Raw genomic sequence first — 24,805 nt, 5'->3', positions numbered from 1 at the left:
TAAAAGGGCTTTCCCGCAACGGCAAAGCAAAAGGGCCGGATAATAATCTCCGGCCCTTTTCATCACGTCGAGCATTAATTACTCGTCGGCGTCATCCGCTGCATCGTCGTCGGTTTCCGCTTCCGGGGCGATATCATCCTCCCCTTCCGCGACGCTGCCGTCGATGGAGTCAAGCTCTTCATCATCCACCGGCTCAGCAACACGCTGCAGGCCCACGACGTTTTCATCTTCCGCGGTACGGATGAGGATCACGCCCTGAGTGTTACGGCCCACCACGCTGATTTCCGACACGCGCGTGCGCACCAGCGTACCGGCATCGGTGATCATCATGATCTGGTCGCAGTCGTCTACCTGCACCGCGCCGACAACGGAACCGTTGCGCTCGGTGACCTTGATAGAGATAACGCCCTGCGTCGCACGGGATTTGGTCGGATACTCTTCCGCCGCGGTACGCTTACCATAGCCGTTTTGCGTCACGGTCAGAATTGCGCCTTCGCCGCGTGGAATAATCAGCGAAACCACTTTGTCTTCGCCCGCCAGCTTGATGCCGCGCACGCCGGTCGCGGTACGACCCATCGCACGGACGGCGTCTTCTTTAAAGCGCACCACTTTGCCGGCGGCGGAGAACAGCATCACTTCGTCACTACCGGAGGTCAGATCCACGCCGATCAGTTCGTCGCCTTCGTTCAGGTTCACCGCGATGATACCGGCCGAACGCGGACGGCTGAACTCGGTCAGCGCGGTCTTTTTCACCGTACCGCTGGCGGTCGCCATAAAGACGTTGACGCCCTCTTCGTACTCGCGTACCGGCAGAATGGCGGTAATACGTTCGTCGGCTTCCAGCGGCAGCAGGTTGACGATCGGACGGCCACGCGCGCCGCGGCTCGCTTCCGGCAGCTGATACACCTTCATCCAGTACAGACGGCCCCGGCTGGAGAAGCAGAGGATGGTGTCATGGGTGTTGGCCACCAGCAGGCGGTCGATAAAGTCTTCTTCTTTAATACGCGCGGCGGATTTGCCTTTCCCGCCACGGCGCTGGGCTTCGTAGTCGGTCAACGGCTGATACTTGACGTAGCCCTGGTGAGACAGGGTGACGACCACATCTTCCTGGTTGATCAGATCTTCGATGTTGATGTCCGCGCTGTTGGCTGTGATTTCAGTGCGGCGCGCATCGCCGAACTGATCGCGGATCAGCTCCAGCTCTTCGCGAATCACTTCCATCAGACGATCGGCGCTGCCCAGGATATGCAGCAGTTCGGCAATCTGCTCCAGCAGCTCTTTGTACTCGTCGAGCAGTTTTTCATGCTCAAGGCCGGTCAGCTTCTGCAAACGCAGATCCAGAATCGCCTGGGCCTGCTGCTCGGTCAGATAATACTGGCCGTCGCGCACACCGAATTCCGGCTCCAGCCACTCCGGACGCGCGGCGTCGTCGCCGGCGCGTTCCAGCATCGCCGCCACGTTGCCCAGATCCCACGGACGCGCGATCAGCGCCGCTTTCGCTTCCGCCGGCGTCGGCGCGCGGCGAATCAGCTCGATGATCGGGTCAATGTTGGCGAGGGCAATGGCCAGCGCTTCAAGGATATGCGCGCGGTCGCGGGCTTTACGCAGTTCGAAAATGGTACGGCGGGTCACCACTTCACGGCGGTGACGCACAAACGCTGAAATAATGTCTTTCAGGTTCATGATCTTCGGCTGGCCGTGGTGCAACGCCACCATGTTGATGCCGAAGGAGACCTGCAGCTGCGTCTGGGAGTAAAGGTTGTTAAGCACCACTTCCCCCACCGCGTCGCGTTTGACCTCAATGACAATACGCATCCCGTCTTTGTCAGATTCGTCACGCAGCGCGCTGATACCTTCAACGCGTTTGTCTTTTACCAGCTCAGCGATTTTCTCGATCAGGCGCGCTTTGTTCACCTGATACGGGATTTCGTGCACGATAATGGTTTCACGACCGGTTTTCGCGTCCGCTTCCACTTCCGCGCGCGCGCGAATGTACACTTTACCGCGACCGGTACGGTAGGCTTCTTCAATGCCGCGGCGACCGTTGATAATTGCCGCCGTCGGGAAGTCCGGGCCAGGGATATGCTCCATCAGCCCTTCAATGCTGATGTCTTCATCGTCGATATAGGCCAGGCAGCCGTTGATCACTTCCGTGAGGTTGTGCGGCGGAATGTTGGTCGCCATACCTACTGCGATACCGGACGAACCGTTCACCAGCAGGTTAGGGATTTTCGTTGGCATAACGTCAGGGATTTTCTCCGTGCCGTCATAGTTATCAACGAAATCAACCGTCTCTTTTTCCAGATCGGCCATCAGCTCATGGGCAATCTTCGCCAGACGGATTTCCGTATAACGCATCGCCGCAGCAGAGTCGCCGTCGATGGAACCGAAGTTACCCTGACCATCCACCAGCATATAGCGCAGCGAAAACGGCTGAGCCATACGTACAATGGTGTCATACACCGCGGAATCGCCGTGGGGATGGTATTTACCGATTACGTCACCAACGACACGGGCAGATTTTTTATAGGCTTTATTCCAGTCATTGCCCAATACGTTCATGGCGTAAAGTACGCGACGGTGTACCGGCTTCAGGCCATCTCGGACATCCGGCAGCGCACGGCCAACAATGACCGACATCGCGTAATCCAGATAGGAGCTCTTCAGCTCTTCCTCAATGTTGACCGGTGTAATTTCTCTCGCAAGGTCGCTCATCTAACCGCTATCCCTCTACTGTATCCCGGATTCAAAGGTCGCAAATTATAACACAACCGCGCTGATTGAGGTAAACCTATCCCTAAATACTTCAGGATGCTACGGCCTGACAGATGACGGGGCCAGACGCTTTATTCAGCGTAAATGGCTGTTATACTCATTTGTCTTACCATATAAGGAGTAATCACCCTGATGAATGCCGAAACACAGCCGGTAAACCACAACGTCGACCACGAAGAAATTGCGAAATTTGAAGCAGTCGCGTCGCGCTGGTGGGATCTGGAAGGCGAATTCAAGCCGCTGCATCGCATTAACCCGCTGCGTCTGGGTTACATCGCCGAGCGTTCAGGCGGCCTGTTTGGTAAAAAGGTCCTCGATGTCGGCTGCGGCGGCGGCATTCTGGCCGAAAGCATGGCCCGCGAAGGGGCGACGGTAACCGGTCTGGATATGGGCGCAGAGCCGTTGCAGGTGGCGAAACTGCACGCGCTGGAAAGCGGTATTCAGGTCGACTATGTGCAGGAAACCGTGGAACAACACGCGGCGAAACACGCCGGACAGTATGATGTCGTCACCTGCATGGAGATGCTGGAACATGTCCCCGACCCGCAATCGGTGGTCCGCGCCTGCGCGCAGCTGGTCAAACCCGGCGGCGAGGTCTTTTTCTCGACGATTAACCGCAACGGCAAAGCCTGGCTGATGGCGGTGGTTGGCGCGGAGTACGTGCTGCGGATGGTGCCAAAAGGCACGCATGATGTGAAAAAATTTATTAAGCCCGCCGAGCTGCTGGGCTGGGTGGACGAAACGGCGCTCCAGGAGCGGCATATCACCGGGCTGCACTATAACCCGATTACCGACCGCTTTACGCTCGGCCCGGGGGTGGATGTAAACTATATGGTGCATACCACCGCTAAAACCGAGTAACCGACACGGCGCATAAATACAACGCCTGATGACGCTTTGCTTATCAGGCTTACAAAATTTGCGCCAGGTCATAGGATCTTTCTCTGCCTTCGTTGAAGAATTCAGCACTCGATCAAATTATCTATTTTTTTTATGAATTATTGACATCCCCGCCAGGCCTTATAAGACGCGCACTTAGCCTTTCTTACCCTTTTGCAACCTCAATTTAACCCTAAAATCAACTCTTGTGCTGAAAAGAATCCCAACTAGAATACTCACCATATAGCGTTTACTTTAACACTCACCCCCTACATATAGTATTTATCCACAGAGTTAGTCACAAGGCGACGCTGTGGATAACGCGGGGGATATTTTTCTTTCACGGACAGGTAAAAAACCACATGAATCAGAGTCTGCTGGTGACAAAGCGTGATGGTCGTACAGAGCGCATTAATCTCGACAAAATCCATCGGGTTCTGGATTGGGCGGCAGAAGGACTGAATAACGTATCCATTTCTCAGGTCGAACTGCGCTCCCACATCCAGTTTTATGACGGTATCAAAACGTCTGATATCCATGAAACGATCATTAAAGCCGCTGCCGATTTGATCTCCCGCGACGCGCCGGACTATCAGTACCTGGCTGCACGCCTGGCAATCTTCCATCTGCGTAAGAAAGCCTACGGCGAGTTCGAGCCGCCCGCGCTCTATGACCATGTGGTCAAAATGGTTGAAATGGGCAAATACGACAATCATCTGCTGGAAGACTACACGGAAGAAGAGTTCAAGCAGATGGACTCGTTTATCGTACATGACCGCGATATGACCTTCTCCTACGCCGCCGTTAAGCAGCTGGAAGGCAAATATCTGGTGCAAAACCGCGTCACCGGCGAGATCTACGAAAGTGCCCAGTTCCTCTATATTCTGGTGGCCGCCTGCCTGTTCTCGAACTACCCGCGTGAAACCCGTCTGGATTACGTTAAGCGTTTCTACGACGCCGTTTCGACGTTCAAAATTTCGCTGCCGACGCCGATTATGTCCGGCGTGCGCACCCCGACGCGTCAGTTCAGCTCCTGCGTGCTGATCGAGTGCGGCGACAGTCTGGATTCCATTAACGCCACCTCCAGCGCGATTGTGAAATACGTTTCCCAGCGTGCCGGTATCGGCATCAACGCGGGCCGCATTCGCGCGCTGGGCAGCCCGATTCGCGGCGGCGAAGCGTTCCACACCGGCTGTATCCCGTTCTACAAGCACTTCCAGACCGCAGTGAAGTCCTGCTCGCAGGGCGGCGTACGCGGCGGCGCGGCAACGCTGTTCTACCCGATGTGGCATCTGGAAGTGGAAAGCCTGCTGGTGCTGAAAAACAACCGCGGCGTGGAAGGCAACCGCGTGCGTCACATGGACTACGGCGTACAGATCAACAAATTGATGTACACCCGTCTGCTGAAAGGCGAAGAGATCACCCTGTTCAGCCCGTCCGACATGCCGGGCCTGTACGACGCGTTCTTCGCCGACCAGGACGAGTTCGAACGTCTGTACTGTCAGTACGAAAAAGATGACAGCATCCGCAAACAGCGCGTCAAGGCGGTCGAACTGTTCTCGCTGATGATGCAGGAGCGCGCCTCTACCGGGCGTATCTACATCCAGAACGTCGACCACTGCAACACCCACAGCCCGTTCGATCCGCAGGTCGCGCCGGTACGCCAGTCCAATCTGTGTCTGGAAATCGCCCTGCCGACCAAACCGCTGATGGATGTTAACGACGAAAACGGCGAGATCGCGCTGTGTACTCTGTCTGCATTTAACCTCGGGGCTATCAACAGCCTTGAGGAGCTGGAAGATCTGGCGGTACTGGCGGTTCGCGCCCTTGACGCGCTGCTGGATTACCAGGACTACCCGATTCCGGCTGCCAGACGCGGCGCTATGGGCCGCCGCACGCTGGGTATCGGCGTCATTAACTATGCTTATTACCTGGCGAAGCACGGCGTGCGTTACTCCGACGGCAGCGCCAACAACCTGACCCACAAAACGTTTGAAGCCATTCAGTACTATCTGCTGAAAGCTTCTAACGAACTGGCTATTGAGCAGGGCGCCTGCCCGTGGTTTAACGAAACCACTTACGCGCAAGGTATTCTGCCGATCGATACCTATAAGAAAGACCTGGATGCGATCGCCAGCGAACCGCTGCATTTCGACTGGGAAGCGTTGCGTGAGTCGATCAAGACCCACGGTCTGCGTAACTCCACGCTTTCCGCGCTGATGCCGTCCGAAACCTCGTCGCAGATTTCCAACGCCACCAACGGGATTGAACCGCCGCGCGGTTACGTCAGCATCAAAGCATCGAAAGACGGGATTCTGCGTCAGGTGGTGCCGGACTACGAACATCTGGGCAACGCCTACGAACTGCTGTGGGAAATGCCGGGCAACGATGGCTACCTACAGCTGGTCGGCATCATGCAGAAGTTTATCGACCAGTCGATCTCCGCCAACACCAACTACGATCCGTCGCGCTTCCCGTCCGGAAAAGTACCGATGCAGCAGTTGCTGAAAGACCTGCTCACCGCCTATAAGTTTGGCGTGAAGACGCTGTACTATCAGAACACCCGCGACGGCGCGGAAGATGCTCAGGACGATCTGGTGCCTTCCATCCAGGATGATGGCTGCGAAAGCGGCGCATGTAAGATTTAATCTGTTGCCGGATGGCGGCGAAAAGCCTTATCCGGCCTACAAAATCAATCGGATGTTGTAGGCCGGATAAGCGAAGCGCCATCCGGCATTACACAGCTGACAGGACTCACTTCAATGGCTTACACCACTTTTTCACAGACGAAAAACGATCAGCTCAAAGAGCCGATGTTCTTTGGCCAGCCGGTCAACGTGGCACGCTACGACCAGCAAAAATATGACATCTTCGAAAAGCTGATTGAAAAACAGCTCTCCTTCTTCTGGCGTCCGGAAGAAGTTGACGTTTCCCGCGATCGCATTGACTATCAGGCGCTGCCGGAACACGAAAAACACATTTTTATCAGCAACCTGAAGTATCAGACGCTGCTGGACTCGATTCAGGGCCGCAGCCCGAACGTGGCGCTGCTGCCGCTGATCTCCATTCCGGAGCTGGAAACCTGGGTGGAAACCTGGGCCTTCTCTGAAACTATCCATTCGCGTTCCTACACCCACATCATCCGCAACATCGTCAACGATCCGGCGGTGGTGTTTGACGATATCGTCACCAACGAACAGATCCAGAAGCGCGCGGAAGGTATCTCCAGCTATTACGATGAGCTGATTGAGATGACCAGCTACTGGCACCTGCTGGACGAAGGCACGCACACGGTGAACGGCAAAACCGTCACCGTCAATCTGCGCGAGCTGAAGAAAAAGCTCTATCTGTGCCTGATGAGCGTTAACGCGCTGGAAGCCATTCGCTTCTACGTCAGCTTTGCCTGCTCCTTTGCCTTCGCCGAGCGCGAGCTGATGGAAGGCAACGCCAAAATCATCCGTCTGATCGCCCGTGACGAGGCCCTGCACCTGACCGGCACTCAGCACATGCTGAATCTGCTGCGCAGCGGCGCTGACGATCCGGAAATGGCGGAAATTGCCGAAGAGTGCAAACAGGAGTGCTATGACCTGTTTGTTCAGGCGGCGCTGCAGGAAAAAGAGTGGGCGGATTATCTGTTCCGCGACGGTTCGATGATTGGTCTGAACAAAGACATTCTGTGCCAGTACGTGGAATACATCACCAACATCCGTATGCAGGCAGTCGGCCTGGATCTGCCGTTCCAGACGCGCTCCAACCCGATCCCGTGGATCAACACCTGGCTGGTGTCTGACAACGTGCAAGTGGCGCCGCAGGAAGTGGAGGTGAGTTCTTACCTGGTCGGTCAGATCGACTCCGAAGTCGATACCGACGATCTGAGTAACTTCCAGCTCTGATGGGACGCATTACGCTGCGCATCACTGGCACACAGCTGCTGTGCCAGGATGAACACCCTTCCCTGCTCGCCGCGCTTGAGTCGCATGATATTGATGTTGAATACCAGTGCCGCGAAGGTTATTGCGGTTCCTGTCGCATTCGTCTGATTGCCGGTCAGGTTGACTGGCTCACCGAGCCGCTGGCCTTTATCCAGCCGGGAGAGATTTTGCCCTGCTGCTGCAGGGCAAAGGGTGATATAGAGATTGAGAAGTAGGTAGTGTCCCCGTTATTTAGATATTTCTCTAAGGAAAAGACAGATACTACTCAATCTTCACTGCTATTCAGGGAGAAGGTCAGGAGGAAGGTCCCGATACCTGCACCAACATATATTTCAGGCCTTGTTGATGTTTAATTCATCTCAATTAGTTCTTTATTTTTCCAATACTTATCTTATTCTTTTTACCTTCTCGCAGCACATCACCACTTCATCAAATTCTAGTTATCAGGAAAATTTTCCAACCTGGCGTATCAACAACAGCGCCAGCCACGATGATAACTGTGATATATTAACATTTTTTATTTTTCTCTTTGTGAGAAGGATGTACTGTTGCTCTTCTTATAAGAGATAAGTCTACACTCTCTTCGGGATAATACACAAGCCCAGCTTGATTAGAGGCTATCATTACTCCTGTTGTATAATCACGCCATTCATCTTTATCGAAATCCTGTGTAAACCACCCTTCCTCAAAATTACAAACAACAATACCTGTCATTCCACCTCCAAGAGTCACGATGTCTCCTAATAAAATATTACTACCATCTGAATATTTCATTTTTAATTCTCTCTAGAAAATAAACGGTTCTATAGGTATGGAACCCACTGGAGGTGGAAGTCCATTAGAAGCATCAGCAGCTCCGGTTTCTTTCCAAAAGCAACGGCAATTATTGGGATTCTGATTTGCTTTGTAGAGATTATAATGGTCGCCTGTAAATGGATAGTGAGGCTTTCCTGGAGGAACCAAATCATGACGATAACCAGTAGTGCCTTTTGCCACAATTTTCCCACTCACCGTTTCACAAGGCGGACAGGTTTTCTTTTCTTTACAATTTAACAAATTTTCATTTCTTGCGTTGCTTTGTTCTGAATCCCCGGATGTAGCCAGGACTGCACCACCTGCTGCCGCACTACCGACAAGCAACCAGTTGACTCCTTCAAGTATGGCCGGGATTGCGAAAGCCCACAATCCCAGCGGATCTGATTCTGTGACCGGATTTAACGGATACGTATAGGGATTCTATCCCCCTCTAAGTCCAATCAGATCCTGCGTAATATACCGTCCCTGCTGCGTGCGGAGATAACGCTCCAGCCGGTGCCGGTTATCGTAATGATAATGGTGGCTGAGGCTGCCGCCGTCGCGGATACGCCGCTCATCCTTTTCCGCCCGTCTTCCATGCGCGTCGTGGTAGTAAAAATAGCAGGCGGTTGAAATGTTTCAATTTTTTCATTTCGAACGCCAGAACTTTCTTATTATTAGAGCCCCCCCTCCCCCTATTCCACCTAAAACAGCACCTGTTAGAGCACCTTCAAGAAGTAAAATATACTCATTTTGACCTATCCCCGAAACTAAATAAGTAAACATAACACCTAGAGCTACAGCTAGTGAGGAATGAAAAATAGAGTTTTTATGTATTAAAAAACCTGTAAGGCATCCACATAAAAACATTATAGAATAAGCCATTGAGTTAAAAAAAACAATTAACCAATGACTTTGATAAGACTCTCTAAACATATACCAAAGGATAATCTTAAGAGAATTCCTTGCAAATGCACAAATATTTATACAAATAATATATGAAAGTGCCACTCCAACTCTTGGCGGTAATTCCGAGAATTTTTTTATATACTTATCCATTTAACTTTGTTACCTTTTTCCACATAATTTTTCTCCTGATTTTTGAGTCATTTCAGAATCTTTAAAGCACTGATAACCACTCTTTGAACCACATGTTATTCCCGTGGAGTGAGCATCTATGACTCCTTTGATACCATCAATAGCAGAATCCGTAGCTGTGTAAGCGGCTCGCCAGAACCGTATTGATATTTACTGAGAGCTCAGATCAACTTTCCAGGGCAACAGATCGCGTACCCGATTTGCCGGCCAGTCCTGGATATGCTCAATGACGTAACGCAGCCATTTTTCTGGCTCCACATTGTTCAGACGGCATGTGCCGATCAGCGAGTACAACACCGCCGCATGTTCGCCACCGCTGTCAGAACCCGCGAACAGCCAGTTTTTCCGGCCTACGGCCACTCCCCTTAAGGCGTTCTCTGCGATGTTGTTGTCGATTTCCACCCAGCCATTACTGCAGTACACGTTCAGGCTATCCCACTGTTTCAGCAGGTATGCGAACGCTTTTGCCGTATCCGAGTGACGCGACAGTGTTTTCATCTGAGTCTGTATCCAGTCATACAGTGACTGCATCAGTGACGCAGCTCTGGCTTTTCTTGCCGCCAGACGCTGTTCTGCTGAACATCCCCGGACTTCTGCTTCGATGGCATACAGTTCACCGATACGCTGCAGGGCTTCCGTGGTGATATCGGTTGGCGCTCTTGCATGCACATCGTGGATTTTTCTCCGGGCATGGGCCATACACGCGGCTTCCGTTATTCTGCCGGATTCGTATAACGCCCGGTAGCCACCGTAAGCATCGGCCTGAAGCACTCCGCTGTAACCGGACAGGTGATTCTGTGGATGTATGCCTTTCCGGTCCGGGCTGTACGCGAACCAGACCGCCGGGGGCATCTGTGAACCGGCGTTACGGTCATCACGGACGTAGACCCACAGCCGGGCTGTCCGGGTTTTACCGCTGCCCGGCTCCTGGACCGGGACGGGGATATCATCAGCATGGACTTTACCGGGCATCAGCACATACTGGCGCAGGACGTCATACAGCGGCTCCAGCAGTTCAGCAACAGCACCTGTCCAGCGCCCCAGTGTGGCACGGCTCAGCTCCACTCCCTGACGACGGTATATTTCTGACTGGCGGTATAACGGCAGATGGTCTGCATATTTCCCGGTGACAACATGGGCCAGAAGCCCCGCTCCGGCATAACTGCGTGCAATGGGTTTTGAAGGTACTGGTGCCTGCACGATATGGTCGCACCGGCAACAGGCCAGTTTCGGACGTTGTGTTTCGATAACCTTAAAGGCGCTGCTGATAAGCTCCAGTTGCTCTGACACATCACATCCCAGAGAACTGAGTTCACCACCACAGGCAGGACAGCATTCCTCTTCCGGCCGGATAACCCGGGTTTCACGGGGAAGTGAGGCCGGTAACGGTTTACGGGCTGAAGACTGGCGCAGGGCGGATGGCAGTGCCGGGTCATATTGCTCACCCAGCGTTTCAGCCATTTCTTCCTGAAGTGCGCTGATTCTCTCCTGTGCATCCTGTATCTGCCGTTCGGTTTTTGCGCGAAGTTTTTCTGAGCTTTTACCGAACTGCATACGTTGCAGTTTCGCAACCAGCGCCTTCAGCCGGTTGATTTCGGAAGCATAAGCCGCCACCCGCTGTGAGAGCAGGCGGTTGTATTCGGCCATCTGGCGGATGGTGTCCTGTTGCGTCTGCAACAGTGCCCGCAGGCGGGCGTTCTCATGAGCAAGTGAGGTGTCCATATCCTCACTTTACAACGGGTTATATGCGGATTCCAGCGCGTTCCGTTCGTTTCGGGTGCTTCCAGTTGATACCTTCAAGAAGCATGGATAACTGAGCCGGAGTAAGGTGCACCTTGCCGTCACGGGTGACTGGCCAGATGAAGCGGCCCCGCTCCAGGCGTTTGGTGAAGAGGCACAGTCCGTCACTGTCAGCCCACAACACTTTTATCTGGTCACCCCGGCGTCCGCGGAAGATGAACAGGTGTCCGGAGAACGGGTCATCCTTCAGGACGTTCTGAACTTTTGATGCCAGGCCGTTAAAGCCATTTCGCATATCGGTGATACCTGCAACCAGCCAGATACGCGAACCTGCAGGGAGAGATATCATCAGTGGCTGCTCCCTTTTATTTCGCGGATAAGTGTCTGTAATAACGCCGGCGTCAGTTTACCTTTAAGCCTGAGAGTTCCGGCCGGCAGAACCAGCTCACAACACAGACTGTCGGACGGTGTATTTATCTGCTCTGGTTCCTGTGCGGGGGCCGGGATTTTATTATCCGGCTCCGGCGTTAACGTCACGGGAAGCAGTGCCGGCATATTTTTTCCGGAAGGCAGCAGGCCACCTTTCCGGTATTGATGGCGCCAGTTGAAGAGCAGGTTATCGTTGATTCCGTTTTCCCGGGCGATCTGCGCCACACAGGCTCCGGGCTGCAGTGACTGCTCCACTAAGGCGATTTTAAACTCATAAGGGAAGTTGGGCCGCCGGGGACGTTTTTTTACCACGGGGGTTTCGGATATAACGGTGCTTTCAGGACGTACGACTGGTACCGTGGAAAATTGTCCGTAAAGGCAGGCATCAAGTTCCTGCTCCGACATGCCTGCGGGCAAAGGCCACGAAAGGCCAGCTCTCCGAAAGCGCACGAACATACTACAAACTGTTGATTTTGGTACACCCAGGCGACGTCCGGCCACAACCCGAGGTAAATGTTCTTCGAAGTGAAGGCGTAAAGCTTCAGTAATCCAGGTCCGGTATTCCATACGATAGTGTCCACTAAAAATGATGGACATTATTTTTGTGGAGCCGGAGGAAACAGACCAGACGGTTTAAATGAGACGCTTACTCATGGACACAGATCCATTAGGTTTAAACACATATATGTGTATGATCCCCTTGCATTCTTTAGGTGGTAACGGGACACGCAGTGGGCCTGATATTTGGGGAAATCCATTTTATCACCAATATCTATGTATAGATGATGGTAATGGAGAATATATTTGTGGTGGACAGGATAGATCTGGAGGAGCATTTCTTCCTGGAAGCCGCGGGAAAGCAACGAATGACACGTGGCCGTCGGGTGAAAATGGAGCCTGTAAGCAAGTAGATGATCAGAAATGCGTAGATGAATGTGTTAAAAATAGAGTGGAAAATAAAAAACGGCCATGGTATCAAATTCCTTTCGGTATAGATTGCCAGGATTGGTCGGAAGAAGTATTGGAAAGTTGCCAAAAGTCTTGTCGCACAAACAACCTTCCTATGGGCTGGTTTAATAGATTATGGTGAATTATGTCATTAATAAATAAGAAGTTATTGATAAATACCCTAAAATTTTCATGGTTGAGTATGGTAACTGTGGTTTTAATTATCACTTTATTATTCTTTGATGGGCGGAAAAATAGTGATATTGAAGATTTTTTGGTTTATTCAATGTTTCTATTGACTTTCCCATCCGGCATTATAATTTCAGGGTTAATGTTTATTATTTTTTATTTTTTTATGTCAGTATTCTCTATAGAAGATATAATGTATGATGTTAATTATGTTTATTTAATTTTAGTGTGGTTTTTTCTGTTTATTCCAGGGTATATTCAGTGGTTTTTTTTAATACCTATAACTTGCAGGAAATATCAGGACAAAAAGAACCGCTATGGTCAAAGATGAACCACGCAATATTAAGTGATTTATTTAGCTATACCGTACAAAGTGTATGATGCGAAGGCAGATTGTATTATGAAATGATACGAATATATGTCATCGACTCCAGTTGTTCTGAAAGAAGGGGTTAATCTTAATACAAACCTATCGAGGCCTGTTTGTTATAGATACACTAAGGTTGCCTTCTACAAATCTTGACACTTTTTTTGTTCTATGCAATAGAAGAATATTCTATAAGCTTGCTCCAGTACATCACTCACACCTGAAATGTTTGTAATTATAAAAAAGCTTATGCTTGGTATTATGCAGCATATATTAATGGCTCTAAAGCTTCCAAAAATGAGTTAAATACTCTTCCTAAAAAAATGAGTAGCGAAGAATTTATTGAAGCACAAAAAATAGCTTTAGAATACAGCCAAAAATATCGTTCCTCTCCGACTGGAGATGATACCTATAAATCTCAAACAGAGTGTAGATATCCTTAATCGAAGGAGATTGAGAAGCAGAGGTTACATGCCGGGTAGCCTCACGCCATTAACGCACAGCGGAACTAAAATAATGCAATAATTCACTTGCTTTATTTTATGAAAAAAGGTTGGGTAATCTTCCTGTTAATAGAAAGAAGACATTAAAGTGATTAAAATTTCTGCTTGCCCAGGTTATGCCCCTGCCCAGAACAATCCCACCTGGAATATTATATTTCGAGGGGACGGATGAATTATCCAGAGATTATCTGAAATCTATGTCTGGTTCTCAGCAGCATTTTTTAATAGTTTTAAAAGCCAGATGCACAATGTGAGCAAGCACAATAACATTTCGGCCACGTCAGAATTGAAGTAGCCAAAATGGAAAGCCAACTATATACTAAAGATATGTTTTAGGATTTTCTTGTATTCTTTTAACAGACTGGATTTAAAATTTAAATTATTTCTTTCATAATCCCGACAGCCGGTTAACTCTTCGTACGTCTGTATACTATATTTATTTAGTAACCAATAATCAGCAATAATAGAAGCCTGTTGTTCGAGCGTATAAAAGTTAAATGATGGCTTATTGAAACTATACTGATAAACATTCGTTGAAGTATATGGATCGCAGAAAGATGAATCATATCGGTAATATTGCCAGACAAATGCCATAGCAAGTATAAATAAATGAGTAGATTTAGCTGACTCATGAAAGTTATCATAGCCAGTAGAGAAATCTTCGCGATACTCATTTATAGCAACAATAACACCTCCATTTCGAGGCTGAGTCATGATTTTTGACTGTGCTACAGTTTTTCCACTTCCACGATATATTTTAACTCTATTATATTTAATAACGTCCCGGAATACACTTTCTGCTAATTTAATCTCATCAGATGTTAATTTTCTGAATATAACCTCATCTTTGTCTGCAGAAGCATTCATTTGCAACATATTATTTCTTAATATGGTGGTATCGCTTTCAAAAAAGCAGTTTCTTAATATGTGTTCCCTCATTGCGATCTCCATTTTTATTGGCTCTTTCGTTATAATTATTATATTTCGCATAAAAGCTCAAGACATAAATGTTGAGTGCGATTGATTGATATAACCATTTGATATTTAGAAACTTTTATACTGCTGTAGATTTACGAAAGATTTACCCCCATCGCTCTGTTTGTGTTTTTGGAATTTTTACAAAGCATAAGTAAGGGCAAAATCAACAAAACCCACCTATGTGAAAAGCCTCCTGAACGCACCTTTTTGCTGTCTGCGCTATTCCATGCCGGATGGCGGCGACACCTTATCCGGCCTACAAGTCGGTTTCAAAAGACGGATAAGCGCCATCATTCAACGCCTCCGCCACGCTATAGCTGATAAAGCGGGTCCTTAGCGCGTTGCGCGGTTAACTCGCCTGCCTGGGTGCGCACGACGTTCCACAGCGCCTGGGCGGCGGTCGACAGCGAGCGGTTCTTGCGCCTCGCCAGCATTAATTGCCTTTCCACTACCGGCGTAAGACGCTTCACCTGCAAATGGCTTCCCTGAGGCAGTGGGAGGGCCAGTGCGGGCAAAATGCTGATGCCAATCCCCGCCTCCACCATCGGAAATAGCGTTGCGGGGTGTCCAATCTCCTGAACGATATTCGCTTTAATCGCAAAACGGGCAAGCGCCGCGTCAATCAGCGGACGGCTTCCTGAAGCGTAATCCTGCAATACCAGCCGTTCCTGCTGTAAATCCTGCCAGCTCACCCACTCCCGTCGCACCAGCGGATGATCCTCGTGGCATAACAGAAGAAATGGTTCCGACAGTACCGCCTCACACTGCAAATCGCTTACCGCACCGGGATCGATGACAATGCCGAAATCCACTTCGCCCTGACGGATACTCTCCAGCACCCACTGCTGGGGCCGATCGTGCAAAACAAAATCGATCGCCGGATAATCCTGATTGCTGCGGGCAATACATTGCGGGATCAAATGCGCGGAAATCGTCTGGCTGGCCGCCACGCGTACCGTGCCCGTAAGCTGCGTCCCCACCCTGCCCGCATCCCGTAGCGTAATGTGCAGTTCATCCAGCAACCGCTCCAGTCGCCCGGCCAGCTGCTGCCCCGCGGCGGTCAGCACCACTTCCCGCGTGGTTCGGTCCAGCAGCTTCACGCCCGTCTGGCGCTCCAGCTCTTTAATGCTGTGGCTGACCGCCGACTGGCTCAGACCAATACACTCCCCCGCCCGGCTGAAGCTTTTTTCCTGAGCGACGGTAACAAACACACGAAGTTGGCGCAGAGAATAATTCATCGACTAGATTCATATATAGATGCAATAAATCGATTTTATTTCTCAAAATGAAAAACGCAAAATGAGGGCACCGAATTCATGGAGTATGTATGAAAATTTTTCGTATCCTTGATCCGTTTACCCTGACCCTGATCGCGGTCGTGTTGCTGGCGTCTTTTTTCCCGGCTGAAGGCGGTTTTGTCCCGGTCGTGGAAGGGATCACCACTGCCGCCATTGCGCTGCTGTTTTTTATGCACGGCGCAAAGCTCTCACGTGAAGCCATTATCGCTGGCGGAAGCCACTGGCGTTTACACCTGTGGGTGATGTGCAGCACCTTTATTTTGTTTCCCGCGCTCGGCGTACTGTTTGCCTGGTGGGCGCCGGTTAATGTCGATCCGATGCTTTATACCGGCTTCCTCTATCTGTGCATTCTGCCTGCCACCGTTCAGTCGGCTATCGCGTTTACCTCACTAGCGGGCGGTAACGTTGCGGCAGCAGTCTGCTCCGCTTCCGCGTCCAGCCTGTTGGGAATCTTCCTGTCACCGCTGCTGGTCGGCCTGGTGATGAATATGCATGGCGCGGAAGGCAGCCTTGAGCAGGTTGGCAAAATCATGCTGCAACTGCTGCTGCCGTTTGTGCTCGGGCATCTGTCACGTCCGTGGATCGGGAATTGGGTGGCGAAAAACAAAAAATGGATTGCGAAAACCGATCAGACTTCAATACTGCTGGTGGTCTATTCCGCCTTCAGCGAAGCGGTAGTAAACGGCATCTGGCACAAAGTGGGCTGGGGTTCGCTGCTGTTTATCGTGGTGGTGAGCATTGTGCTGCTGGCTATCGTCATTGCGGTTAACATTTTTGTCGCCCGTAAATGCGGCTTTAATAAAGCGGACGAAATCACCATTGTTTTCTGCGGATCGAAAAAGAGCCTGGCCAACGGCGTGCCGATGGCTAACATCCTGTTTCCGACCTCAGTGATTGGGATGATGGTGCTGCCGCTTATGATTTTCCATCAGATTCAGTTGATGGTCTGCGCAGTGATGGCGCGTCGCTATAAGCGCCAGAGCGAACAGTTGCAGGCGCAGCAGGACAGCCGCGCCGCAAAAGTTTAAAGCGGACGCTTCAGGGGCTGAACCAGCTGCGTCAGCCCCTCAGTCTTGATCAGCAGCGTAATTTGCATCAGCTCACCCAGTTTGCCCGGCGGAAATTCATCTTTGCGGGCAAACCACAGTAAATACTCCTCCGGCACATCAATCAGGCGCTGCCCTTTATATTTACCGAACGGAATCACCGTATTGGCGATGTCGACAAGCTGCTCTTTTTCCATCTCAGGCACCCAGCAGGCGGAGCATTTCCGCTTCGTCAATCACCTCGATCCCCAGCTCCTGCGCTTTCGCAAGCTTAGAACCGGCCGCTTCACCGGCAATCACCAGATCGGTTTTCTTAGATACGCTGCCCGCCACTTTCGCCCCCAGCGCCACCAGACGCGCTTTGGCGTCATCCCGTGACATCTGACTCAGGCTACCGGTCAATACCACCGTCTTTCCGGCGAAGGGACTGTCGATCTCTTCCGCCTTAATCGCCACCGGCGCAGGCCAGTGCACGCCTTCCGCCAGCAGTTGCCTGATGACGTCGCGGTTGCTCTCTTCGGCAAAGAAGTTGAACACATGGGTCGCCACCACGATGCCCACGTCCGGCACCTTTTGCAGCTCTTCGATGGAGGCCGCTTCCAGGGCTTCCAGAGTGCCGAAGAACGCGGCAAGCCCCGCAGCGGTAGCCTCCCCCACTTCCCGGATGCCCAGCGCATACAGGAAGCGCGCAAAAGTCGTCTCTTTCGCTTTTTCCAGCGCATCCACGACGTTTTGCGCCGACTTCGGCCCCATGCGATCCAGTCCGGTCAGTTTGCCCGCGGTCAGCCTGAACAGATCCGCAGGGGTGTGCACATACTCTTTCTCAACCAGCTGGTCGATGATTTTATCGCCCATCCCGTCGACGTCCATCGCGCGGCGGGAAACGAAGTGCTTCAGCGACTCTTTACGCTGCGCCGCGCAGATTAAGCCGCCGGTGCAGCGAGTCACCGCTTCGCCCTCCACGCGCTCCACGTCAGAACCACACACCGGACACTGGGCTGGAAAGACCACCGGGCGCGTTTCCGCCGGACGCTCGGAGAGCACCACGTTCACCACCTGCGGGATCACATCCCCCGCCCGGCGAATCACCACCTTATCGCCGATACGCAGGCCAAGTCGTTCAATCTCGTCGGCGTTATGCAGCGTGGCATTACTCACCAGCACTCCCGCCACCTGTACCGGCTCCAGTCGCGCGACGGGAGTAATGGCGCCAGTGCGCCCGACCTGAAACTCCACGTCGCGGACAGAGGTCATCTGTTCCTGCGCCGGAAACTTAAACGCCACCGCCCAGCGCGGCGCGCGGGCTACGTAGCCCAGTTGCTCCTGAAGAGCCAGCGAGTTGACCTTGATCACCACGCCGTCAATGTCGAAGCCCAGCGTCGGACGGTCTTCTTCCACCTTATGGTAGAACGCCAGCACCTCTTCCGGCGAGTCGCAGAGCGTCACGCGATTGCTGACCGGCAGACCCCAGGCCTTAAACTGCATCAGGCGGCCCAGATGAGTATCCGGCAGCTCGCCACCTTCCAGAATGCCAATGCCGTAGCAGAAGAAAGTCAGCGGTCGCTTCGCCGTGATTCGCGGATCGAGCTGGCGCAGCGAACCGGCCGCCGCATTACGTGGGTTAGCAAAGACCTTGCCGCCGGTGCGACGCGCTTCTTCGTTAATTTTTTCAAATCCGGCCTGGGGTAAAAAGACCTCGCCGCGCACTTCCAGACGCGCCGGAATGTTCTCGCCATGCAGCCGCAGCGGAATAGCGCGGATAGTTCTCACGTTGGCGGTAATGTCTTCGCCGGTAGTTCCGTCACCACGGGTCGCGGCCCTGACCAGAACGCCGTTTTCATAAAGAATACTAACCGCCAGACCGTCCAGCTTCAGCTCGCAGCACCAGGTCAGCTTATCGCTGCTCTTTAAACGATCCTGCACGCGCTTGTTAAACGCCAGAAAGCTCTCTTCATCGAAAACGTTATCCAGCGACAGCATCGGCACTTCGTGGCGAATCTGGCTGAAAGAGGTTAACGGCGCCGCCCCTACCCGTTGGGTCGGGGAGTCGGGCGTAATCAGTTCCGGGTGTTGCGCCTCCAGTTCGCGCAGTTCGCGCATAAGACGATCGTATTCCGCATCGGGAACCTCTGGCGCATCCATCACATGGTAAAGATACTCATGATGGCGAAGCGTGGTTCGCAGTTCTGTCAGTTGTTGTTCGATTGATTCCATATCGCACCATCAATGATAAAAAACCCCCGACAGGCGGGGGTTCAGAGAAACAGTGTCGTGCCTTTAGTGTATCAGGCGTTAGCGTCCTTCACTTCGCGGATACGGTCCTGATACTCACGAAGTTTTTGCGGCGTCATCATCCTGCGTTGATCGTCAAGCACCACGCCGCCAACTTCATCGGCGATATGCTGGGCAGACTGCAACATCAGCTTGAAGTTTTGCAGTTCGTCGCCGTAAGACGGCACCTGCATAAAGATGGTTACGCCAGGCGTCGTGAAATCAGTCATTTCTGGATCAAACGTTCCCGGATTGACCATATTGGCAAGGCTGAACAGCGCCGGACCGCTGCCATCCGGACTCAGATGGCGGTGGAAAATATTCATGTCGCCGAATTTAAACCCGGCCTGCTGAATGCTGTTAAGCAGCACCTCGCCATTGAGCGTGCTTCCCTGGTGGGCCGCGACGTTCATGATGATGACCGCTTCTTTACGCTGCGGTTTTTCCGGGGCCGGGGCTTCTTCAACAACCGGCTCAGGCTGCGGTTCCGCTACCGGCTCGGCGGGCTGGAAGGTCTGCGGCGCGGGCTGCGGGGCAGAAGGCGCCGTTTGCGACTCAGGCTGCGCGTGAGGCGCGGCAGGCTGCTGCGGAACAGGCTGCTGTACGGGTTGCTGTGGCGCAGGCTGCGGCTGTTGTACCGGCTGCGGCGGACGCTGGCCGTGGGGCTGCTGGACCGGCGCTTGTGACGGCGGCGCAACGGGCTGACGCGGCTGCGCAGACGCATAAGGCGGCTGGTACTGGTGTTGCGGCGACTGGCGAGGCGCTTCATGCTCCTGCGGGTTGCCTGGGGCATGATTAACGCGGTGAACACGAACTTCGCCCACGCCTTCGTCAGCGTCGATGTCGTCATCAAACGGCTCATCGTCGCGTTTAGATTTCATGCGTTTCAGTGGACGATCGCGGAACATAGAAGATCGTTCTTTACGGCTGGTCCAGAAACCATGCACCAGTAAAGCGATTATGGCGATCGCGCCAACAATGATTAATATCAGACGCAAATCCTGCATCATTATATTCTCTGTTGTTCTAACACCTTGCCACCACGGCAAACATTTACTCACTAAGAGTATTTGCCGATTACGTCAAGTGCAAGTGTACTCTTAGCTTTCACAGCATAAAGATGAAGGAAATCGTGCTTTTTGCTGTTTTTTCGAACATTTCTGAACTGTCCCGCGTACGATAACCCGGTAAGATAGCCGGGTCCATCCAGGACTATTACGAAAAGGAGTCAGTCCCGACTATGGTGTCATCATCCATCGCTACGCCACGCAGCGGCGTTTATTACTTCGCTCAGGGGTGGAAACTGGTTTCGCAACACGGAATCCGTCGCTTTGTCATTTTACCTCTGCTGGTCAATATCGTGCTGATGGGCGCAGCGTTCTGGTGGTTGTTTACGCAGCTGGATGTCTGGATCCCGTCATTAATGAGCCACGTTCCGGACTGGCTGCAGTGGCTGAGCTATCTGCTCTGGCCAATCGCGGTGATCTCCGTCCTGCTGGTATTCGGCTACTTTTTCTCGACGCTGGCCAACTGGATTGCCGCGCCGTTCAACGGCCTGCTGGCGGAACAGCTGGAAGCCCGCCTGACGGGCGCCACACCGCCGGATACCGGCGTAATGGGCATCATGAAGGACCTGCCGCGAATTATGAAACGCGAATGGCAGAAGTTTGCCTGGTATTTACCGCGCGCGATTGTGCTGCTGATCCTCTATTTCATTCCCGGCATCGGCCAGACTGTCGCGCCTGTGCTGTGGTTCCTCTTCAGCGCCTGGATGCTGGCGATTCAGTACTGCGATTATCCCTTTGATAACCATAAGGTGCCGTTTAAGGAGATGCGTGCCGCTCTGCGCGCCCGTAAGGTCGCGAACATGCAGTTCGGCGCGCTCACCAGCCTGTTTACCCTGATCCCGGTGCTGAATTTATTTATCATGCCGGTGGCGGTATGTGGCGCGACGGCGATGTGGGTCGACTGCTACCGTGGGAAACATGCGTTATGGAAATAACGTAAAAATATTGCGTTAAAAGCGTCGATATGCCGTTTCTTATTCCATACTGATCGTCATTATTTCTTCACAGCATATAGATATGCGAATTCCTTACTTCCGCATATCTGCCTGACGGGTATGCTGGGAAGGTATCCCAATTTCATACAGTTAAGGACAGGCCATGAGTAAGATTTTTGAAGATAACTCGCTGACTATCGGTCATACGCCGCTGGTTCGACTGAACCGTATCGGTAACGGACGCATTCTGGCGAAGGTGGAATCACGTAACCCGAGCTTTAGCGTGAAATGCCGTATCGGTGCCAATATGATTTGGGATGCCGAAAAGCGCGGCGTACTGAAAGCCGGCGTTGAGCTGGTGGAGCCGACCAGCGGTAACACCGGTATCGCGCTGGCCTACGTGGCGGCCGCGCGCGGTTACAAGCTGACGCTGACCATGCCGGAAACCATGAGCATTGAGCGCCGTAAGCTGTTGAAAGCACTGGGCGCCAACTTGGTGCTTACCGAAGGCGCGAAAGGCATGAAGGGCGCGATTCAGAAAGCCGAAGAGATTGTCGCCAGCGACCCGGAAAAATACCTGCTGCTTCAGCAGTTCAGCAACCCGGCGAACCCGGAAATTCATGAAAAAACCACCGGTCCGGAAATCTGGGAAGATACCGACGGCCAGGTGGACGTTTTCATTTCCGGCGTCGGCACCGGCGGCACCCTGACCGGCGTCTCCCGCTACATTAAAGGCACCAAAGGTAAATCTGACCTGATTACGGTCGCGGTTGAACCGACGGACTCCCCGGTCATCGCGCAGGCGCTGGCGGGCGAAGAATTAAAACCCGGCCCGCATAAAATTCAGGGTATCGGCGCAGGTTTTATTCCGGGCAACCTCGATTTGAAGCTGATTGATAAAGTCATCGGCATCACTAACGAAGAGGCGATCTCTACCGCGCGTCGCCTGATGGAAGAAGAAGGTATTCTGGCCGGCATCTCCTCCGGCGCCGCCGTCGCCGCTGCGCTTAAGCTGCAGGAAGATGAAGCCTTTACCAATAAGAATATTGTGGTTATCCTACCGTCTTCGGGTGAGCGTTATCTGAGCACCGCACTGTTTGCCGATCTCTTTACCGAGAAAGAACTGCAACAGTAATGCCAGTATGTTAAAAACGCGTAAAAAAGCACCTTTTCAGGTGCTTTTTTGTGGCCTGCTTCAAACTTTCACCCCTCCTGGCATTGCTTCACCCCGTTGGCTCTGGTATTTAACCAGACTAATTATTTTGAAGCGCGAAATTAATCGTTACAGGAAAACTGCTTGCTGAATCGATTTTATGATTTGGTTCAAGTCTTGATTTCGCGGCATAATGTTTAATGACGAGCGAAACGTCAGCGGCCAGAGGTTGCCAGCAACGGATGGCGTATACACCTGGTGTGTCGCGCCCGTTTACGCCGGCGCTAACAATACAGGCTAAAGTCAAACCGCCAGGCTAGACTTTAGTTCCACAACACTAAACCTATAAGTTGGGGAAATACAATGTTCCAGCAAGAAGTTACCATTACCGCTCCGAACGGTCTGCATACCCGCCCTGCTGCTCAGTTTGTTAAAGAAGCGAAAGGCTTCACTTCTGAGATTACTGTGACTTCCAACGGCAAAAGCGCCAGCGCAAAAAGCCTGTTCAAACTGCAAACTCTGGGCCTGACTCAGGGCACCGTTGTCACCATCTCCGCAGAAGGTGAAGACGAGCAGAAAGCGGTTGAACATCTGGTCAAGCTGATGGCGGAACTGGAATAAGTTTTTCCGGGTTCTTTTAAAAATCAGTCACAAGTAAGGTAGGGTTATGATTTCAGGCATTTTAGCATCTCCGGGTATCGCTTTCGGCAAAGCACTTCTGCTGAAAGAAGACGAAATCGTCATTGACCGGAAAAAAATTTCTGCCGACAAGGTTGATCAGGAAGTTGAACGTTTTCTGAGCGGTCGTGCCAAGGCATCTGCGCAATTAGAAGCGATCAAAACTAAAGCTGGTGAAACGTTCGGTGAAGAAAAAGAAGCCATTTTTGAGGGGCATATCATGCTGCTCGAAGATGAGGAGCTGGAGCAGGAAATCATAGCCCTGATTAAAGATAAGCACATGACGGCTGACGCAGCCGCCCATGAAGTTATCGAAGGTCAGGCCTCTGCCCTGGAAGAGTTGGATGACGAATACCTGAAAGAGCGTGCGGCTGACGTACGCGACATCGGAAAGCGCCTGCTGCGCAACATCCTGGGTCTGGCCATTATCGACCTGAGCGCCATCAAAGATGAAGTCATCCTGGTTGCCGCCGACCTGACCCCGTCCGAAACCGCGCAGCTGAACCTGCAAAAGGTGCTGGGTTTCATTACCGACGCGGGTGGCCGTACTTCCCACACCTCTATCATGGCGCGTTCCCTGGAGCTGCCAGCGATTGTCGGGACCGGCAGTGTCACCTCGCAGGTGAAAAACGACGACTATCTGATTCTGGATGCCGTAAACAACCTGGTTTACGTCAACCCGACCAACGAAGAAATTGAAAAACTGCGCGCCGTTCAGGAGCAGGTTGCTACCGAGAAAGCGGAACTGGCGAAACTGAAAGATCTGCCGGCGATCACGCTGGACGGACATCAGGTTGAAGTGTGCGCGAACATCGGTACCGTGCGCGACGTTGAAGGCGCAGAGCGTAACGGTGCGGAAGGCGTTGGTCTGTATCGTACTGAATTCCTGTTCATGGACCGCGACGCGCTGCCGACTGAAGAAGAGCAGTTTGCCGCGTATAAAGCCGTTGCTGAAGCCTGCGGCTCGCAGGCGGTTATCGTGCGCACCATGGACATCGGCGGCGACAAAGAGCTGCCGTACATGAACTTCCCGAAAGAAGAGAACCCGTTCCTCGGCTGGCGCGCCGTGCGTATCGCCATGGACCGCAAAGAGATCCTGCGCGATCAGATTCGCGCTATCCTGCGCGCGTCCGCTTTCGGTAAATTGCGCATTATGTTCCCGATGATCATCTCTGTTGAAGAAGTGCGCGCACTGAAGAAAGAGATTGAGATCTACAAACAGGAACTGCGTGACGAAGGTAAAGCTTTTGACGAAACCATTGAGATCGGCGTGATGGTGGAAACACCAGCAGCGGCGACCATTGCGCGTCATTTAGCCAAAGAAGTTGATTTCTTTAGTATCGGCACCAATGATTTAACGCAGTACACTCTGGCGGTTGACCGTGGTAATGATATGATTTCACATCTTTACCAGCCAATGTCACCGTCCGTACTGAACTTGATTAAGCAAGTTATTGATGCTTCTCATGCAGAAGGTAAATGGACTGGCATGTGCGGTGAGCTTGCAGGCGACGAACGTGCTACACTTCTGTTGCTGGGGATGGGCCTGGACGAATTCTCTATGAGCGCCATTTCCATTCCGCGCATTAAGAAGATTATCCGTAACACGAACTTCAAAGATGCGAAGGTGTTAGCAGAGCAGGCTCTTGCTCAACCGACAACGGACGAGTTAATGACGCTGGTTAACAAGTTCATTGAAGAAAAAACAATCTGCTAATCCACGA

General features: G+C 52.1%; 22 protein-coding genes and 1 pseudogene. 10 read left to right on the top strand and 13 right to left on the bottom strand.

What is annotated here, in order from left to right:
• Nucleotides 1-78 precede the first annotated feature (78 nt).
• A complete protein-coding gene (gyrA, locus tag K7R23_RS14705; RefSeq protein ID WP_012906547.1) occupies nt 79-2,715 on the bottom strand; it encodes a DNA topoisomerase (ATP-hydrolyzing) subunit A in 2,637 nt (878 codons plus the stop codon).
• A 192-nt stretch (nt 2,716-2,907) separates the two neighbouring features.
• Here gyrA and ubiG point away from each other — a divergent pair, with 192 nt between their 5' ends.
• The 4 genes from ubiG to yfaE all read left to right on the top strand — a co-directional run bounded on the left by ubiG (nt 2,908) and on the right by yfaE (nt 7,801).
• A complete protein-coding gene (gene ubiG / locus K7R23_RS14700; RefSeq protein WP_012906548.1) occupies nt 2,908-3,636 on the top strand; it encodes a bifunctional 2-polyprenyl-6-hydroxyphenol methylase/3-demethylubiquinol 3-O-methyltransferase UbiG in 729 nt (242 codons plus the stop codon).
• A 380-nt stretch (nt 3,637-4,016) separates the two neighbouring features.
• On the top strand, nt 4,017-6,302 hold the full coding sequence (nrdA, locus tag K7R23_RS14695) for a class 1a ribonucleoside-diphosphate reductase subunit alpha (RefSeq protein ID WP_012906549.1): 2,286 nt from the start codon (nt 4,017-4,019) through the stop codon (nt 6,300-6,302).
• Nucleotides 6,303-6,416: 114 nt separating this feature from the next.
• Nucleotides 6,417-7,547: a class Ia ribonucleoside-diphosphate reductase subunit beta gene (gene nrdB, locus K7R23_RS14690; RefSeq protein ID WP_012906550.1), complete on the top strand. Its 1,131-nt coding sequence runs from the start codon at nt 6,417-6,419 to the stop codon at nt 7,545-7,547.
• Nucleotides 7,547-7,801, top strand: coding sequence for a class I ribonucleotide reductase maintenance protein YfaE (gene yfaE, locus K7R23_RS14685; RefSeq protein WP_012906551.1), 255 nt, complete (start codon nt 7,547-7,549; stop codon nt 7,799-7,801). The genes nrdB and yfaE overlap by 1 nt, the downstream gene beginning before the upstream one ends.
• Nucleotides 7,802-8,093: 292 nt before the next feature.
• Here yfaE and K7R23_RS14680 read toward each other — a convergent pair whose 3' ends face one another.
• The 7 genes and pseudogenes from K7R23_RS14680 to tnpA form a co-directional block, all read right to left on the bottom strand.
• Nucleotides 8,094-8,360 (bottom strand): hypothetical protein, encoded by a 267-nt coding sequence (locus K7R23_RS14680; protein WP_012906552.1) that lies wholly within the window; start codon nt 8,358-8,360, stop codon nt 8,094-8,096.
• A gap of 12 nt (nt 8,361-8,372) precedes the next feature.
• Nucleotides 8,373-8,726 (bottom strand): hypothetical protein, encoded by a 354-nt coding sequence (locus K7R23_RS14675; protein WP_231851612.1) that lies wholly within the window; start codon nt 8,724-8,726, stop codon nt 8,373-8,375.
• Between the two features lie 99 nt (nt 8,727-8,825).
• A pseudogene (locus K7R23_RS25980) lies at nt 8,826-8,912 on the bottom strand (hypothetical protein); the annotation flags it as partial.
• Between the two features lie 117 nt (nt 8,913-9,029).
• On the bottom strand, nt 9,030-9,440 hold the full coding sequence (locus tag K7R23_RS14665) for a hypothetical protein (RefSeq protein ID WP_012906554.1): 411 nt from the start codon (nt 9,438-9,440) through the stop codon (nt 9,030-9,032).
• A gap of 189 nt (nt 9,441-9,629) precedes the next feature.
• Entirely contained in the window at nt 9,630-11,201 is a 1,572-nt protein-coding gene (locus K7R23_RS14660; protein WP_012904571.1) for an IS66-like element ISCro1 family transposase, read from the bottom strand.
• A 19-nt stretch (nt 11,202-11,220) separates the two neighbouring features.
• A complete protein-coding gene (gene tnpB / locus K7R23_RS14655) occupies nt 11,221-11,568 on the bottom strand; it encodes an IS66 family insertion sequence element accessory protein TnpB (protein ID WP_012904570.1) in 348 nt (115 codons plus the stop codon).
• Nucleotides 11,568-12,245, bottom strand: a complete 678-nt coding sequence (gene tnpA / locus K7R23_RS14650) for an IS66-like element accessory protein TnpA (protein WP_012904569.1) — start codon at nt 12,243-12,245, stop codon at nt 11,568-11,570. Before tnpA ends, tnpB begins: the two co-directional genes overlap by 1 nt.
• Nucleotides 12,246-12,300: 55 nt before the next feature.
• Here tnpA and K7R23_RS14645 point away from each other — a divergent pair, with 55 nt between their 5' ends.
• Nucleotides 12,301-12,738, top strand: a complete 438-nt coding sequence (locus K7R23_RS14645) for a hypothetical protein (RefSeq protein ID WP_024132756.1) — start codon at nt 12,301-12,303, stop codon at nt 12,736-12,738.
• Between the two features lie 1,229 nt (nt 12,739-13,967).
• On the opposite strand, the gene K7R23_RS14640 is transcribed toward K7R23_RS14645, so the two are convergent.
• Both K7R23_RS14640 and K7R23_RS14635 read right to left on the bottom strand, forming a co-directional pair.
• Nucleotides 13,968-14,594 (bottom strand): hypothetical protein, encoded by a 627-nt coding sequence (locus K7R23_RS14640; RefSeq protein ID WP_024132757.1) that lies wholly within the window; start codon nt 14,592-14,594, stop codon nt 13,968-13,970.
• Nucleotides 14,595-14,944: 350 nt separating this feature from the next.
• Entirely contained in the window at nt 14,945-15,871 is a 927-nt protein-coding gene (locus K7R23_RS14635) for a LysR family transcriptional regulator (protein WP_012906557.1), read from the bottom strand.
• An 89-nt stretch (nt 15,872-15,960) separates the two neighbouring features.
• Between K7R23_RS14635 and K7R23_RS14630 the strand changes: the two genes are divergently transcribed.
• On the top strand, nt 15,961-16,959 hold the full coding sequence (locus tag K7R23_RS14630) for a bile acid:sodium symporter family protein (protein ID WP_012906558.1): 999 nt from the start codon (nt 15,961-15,963) through the stop codon (nt 16,957-16,959).
• On the opposite strand, the gene K7R23_RS14625 is transcribed toward K7R23_RS14630, so the two are convergent.
• The 3 genes from K7R23_RS14625 to zipA all read right to left on the bottom strand — a co-directional run bounded on the left by K7R23_RS14625 (nt 16,956) and on the right by zipA (nt 20,258).
• A complete protein-coding gene (locus K7R23_RS14625; RefSeq protein WP_024132758.1) occupies nt 16,956-17,174 on the bottom strand; it encodes a DUF3820 family protein in 219 nt (72 codons plus the stop codon). The genes K7R23_RS14630 and K7R23_RS14625 overlap by 4 nt on opposite strands.
• Nucleotide 17,175: 1 nt before the next feature.
• Nucleotides 17,176-19,191 carry an NAD-dependent DNA ligase LigA gene (gene ligA, locus K7R23_RS14620; protein ID WP_012906560.1) on the bottom strand — a complete coding sequence of 672 codons (2,016 nt, stop codon included), beginning with the start codon at nt 19,189-19,191 and terminating at the stop codon, nt 17,176-17,178.
• A gap of 71 nt (nt 19,192-19,262) precedes the next feature.
• On the bottom strand, nt 19,263-20,258 hold the full coding sequence (gene zipA / locus K7R23_RS14615; protein ID WP_012906561.1) for a cell division protein ZipA: 996 nt from the start codon (nt 20,256-20,258) through the stop codon (nt 19,263-19,265).
• Nucleotides 20,259-20,488: 230 nt separating this feature from the next.
• Here zipA and cysZ point away from each other — a divergent pair, with 230 nt between their 5' ends.
• From cysZ to ptsI, 4 genes are all read left to right on the top strand, one after another.
• Nucleotides 20,489-21,250, top strand: coding sequence for a sulfate transporter CysZ (cysZ, locus tag K7R23_RS14610; protein WP_012906562.1), 762 nt, complete (start codon nt 20,489-20,491; stop codon nt 21,248-21,250).
• A gap of 163 nt (nt 21,251-21,413) precedes the next feature.
• Nucleotides 21,414-22,385: a cysteine synthase A gene (cysK, locus tag K7R23_RS14605; RefSeq protein ID WP_012906563.1), complete on the top strand. Its 972-nt coding sequence runs from the start codon at nt 21,414-21,416 to the stop codon at nt 22,383-22,385.
• 381 nt (nt 22,386-22,766) lie between these two features.
• Entirely contained in the window at nt 22,767-23,024 is a 258-nt protein-coding gene (gene ptsH, locus K7R23_RS14600; protein ID WP_000487600.1) for a phosphocarrier protein Hpr, read from the top strand.
• A gap of 46 nt (nt 23,025-23,070) precedes the next feature.
• Entirely contained in the window at nt 23,071-24,798 is a 1,728-nt protein-coding gene (gene ptsI, locus K7R23_RS14595) for a phosphoenolpyruvate-protein phosphotransferase PtsI (protein WP_012906564.1), read from the top strand.
• Nucleotides 24,799-24,805: the final 7 nt, after the last annotated feature.

Source organism: Citrobacter rodentium NBRC 105723 = DSM 16636 (assembly GCF_021278985.1).
Classification (GTDB): Bacteria; Pseudomonadota; Gammaproteobacteria; order Enterobacterales; family Enterobacteriaceae; genus Citrobacter_A; species Citrobacter_A rodentium.
The sequence above is the reverse complement of the archived record's forward strand: the minus strand, read 5'-3'. Positions and strand labels throughout refer to the sequence as shown.

Bases quoted from the DNA above. Each gene is read 5' to 3' on its own strand.
- yfaE (WP_012906551.1), top strand. From the start codon at position 7,547: ATGGGACGCATTACGCTGCGCATCACTGGCACACAGCTGCTGTGCCAG.
- K7R23_RS14680 (WP_012906552.1), bottom strand. From the start codon at position 8,360: ATGAAATATTCAGATGGTAGTAATATTTTATTAGGAGACATCGTGACT.
- K7R23_RS14660 (WP_012904571.1), bottom strand. From the start codon at position 11,201: ATGGACACCTCACTTGCTCATGAGAACGCCCGCCTGCGGGCACTGTTG.
- gyrA (WP_012906547.1), bottom strand. From the start codon at position 2,715: ATGAGCGACCTTGCGAGAGAAATTACACCGGTCAACATTGAGGAAGAG.
- ptsH (WP_000487600.1), top strand. From the start codon at position 22,767: ATGTTCCAGCAAGAAGTTACCATTACCGCTCCGAACGGTCTGCATACC.
- ptsI (WP_012906564.1), top strand. From the start codon at position 23,071: ATGATTTCAGGCATTTTAGCATCTCCGGGTATCGCTTTCGGCAAAGCA.
- ubiG (WP_012906548.1), top strand. From the start codon at position 2,908: ATGAATGCCGAAACACAGCCGGTAAACCACAACGTCGACCACGAAGAA.
- tnpB (WP_012904570.1), bottom strand. From the start codon at position 11,568: ATGATATCTCTCCCTGCAGGTTCGCGTATCTGGCTGGTTGCAGGTATC.
- ligA (WP_012906560.1), bottom strand. From the start codon at position 19,191: ATGGAATCAATCGAACAACAACTGACAGAACTGCGAACCACGCTTCGC.
- K7R23_RS14640 (WP_024132757.1), bottom strand. From the start codon at position 14,594: ATGAGGGAACACATATTAAGAAACTGCTTTTTTGAAAGCGATACCACC.
- K7R23_RS14635 (WP_012906557.1), bottom strand. From the start codon at position 15,871: ATGAATTATTCTCTGCGCCAACTTCGTGTGTTTGTTACCGTCGCTCAG.
- zipA (WP_012906561.1), bottom strand. From the start codon at position 20,258: ATGATGCAGGATTTGCGTCTGATATTAATCATTGTTGGCGCGATCGCC.
- cysZ (WP_012906562.1), top strand. From the start codon at position 20,489: ATGGTGTCATCATCCATCGCTACGCCACGCAGCGGCGTTTATTACTTC.
- K7R23_RS14630 (WP_012906558.1), top strand. From the start codon at position 15,961: ATGAAAATTTTTCGTATCCTTGATCCGTTTACCCTGACCCTGATCGCG.
- cysK (WP_012906563.1), top strand. From the start codon at position 21,414: ATGAGTAAGATTTTTGAAGATAACTCGCTGACTATCGGTCATACGCCG.
- K7R23_RS14625 (WP_024132758.1), bottom strand. From the start codon at position 17,174: ATGGAAAAAGAGCAGCTTGTCGACATCGCCAATACGGTGATTCCGTTC.
- nrdA (WP_012906549.1), top strand. From the start codon at position 4,017: ATGAATCAGAGTCTGCTGGTGACAAAGCGTGATGGTCGTACAGAGCGC.
- nrdB (WP_012906550.1), top strand. From the start codon at position 6,417: ATGGCTTACACCACTTTTTCACAGACGAAAAACGATCAGCTCAAAGAG.
- tnpA (WP_012904569.1), bottom strand. From the start codon at position 12,245: ATGTCCATCATTTTTAGTGGACACTATCGTATGGAATACCGGACCTGG.
- K7R23_RS14665 (WP_012906554.1), bottom strand. From the start codon at position 9,440: ATGGATAAGTATATAAAAAAATTCTCGGAATTACCGCCAAGAGTTGGA.
- K7R23_RS14645 (WP_024132756.1), top strand. From the start codon at position 12,301: ATGGACACAGATCCATTAGGTTTAAACACATATATGTGTATGATCCCC.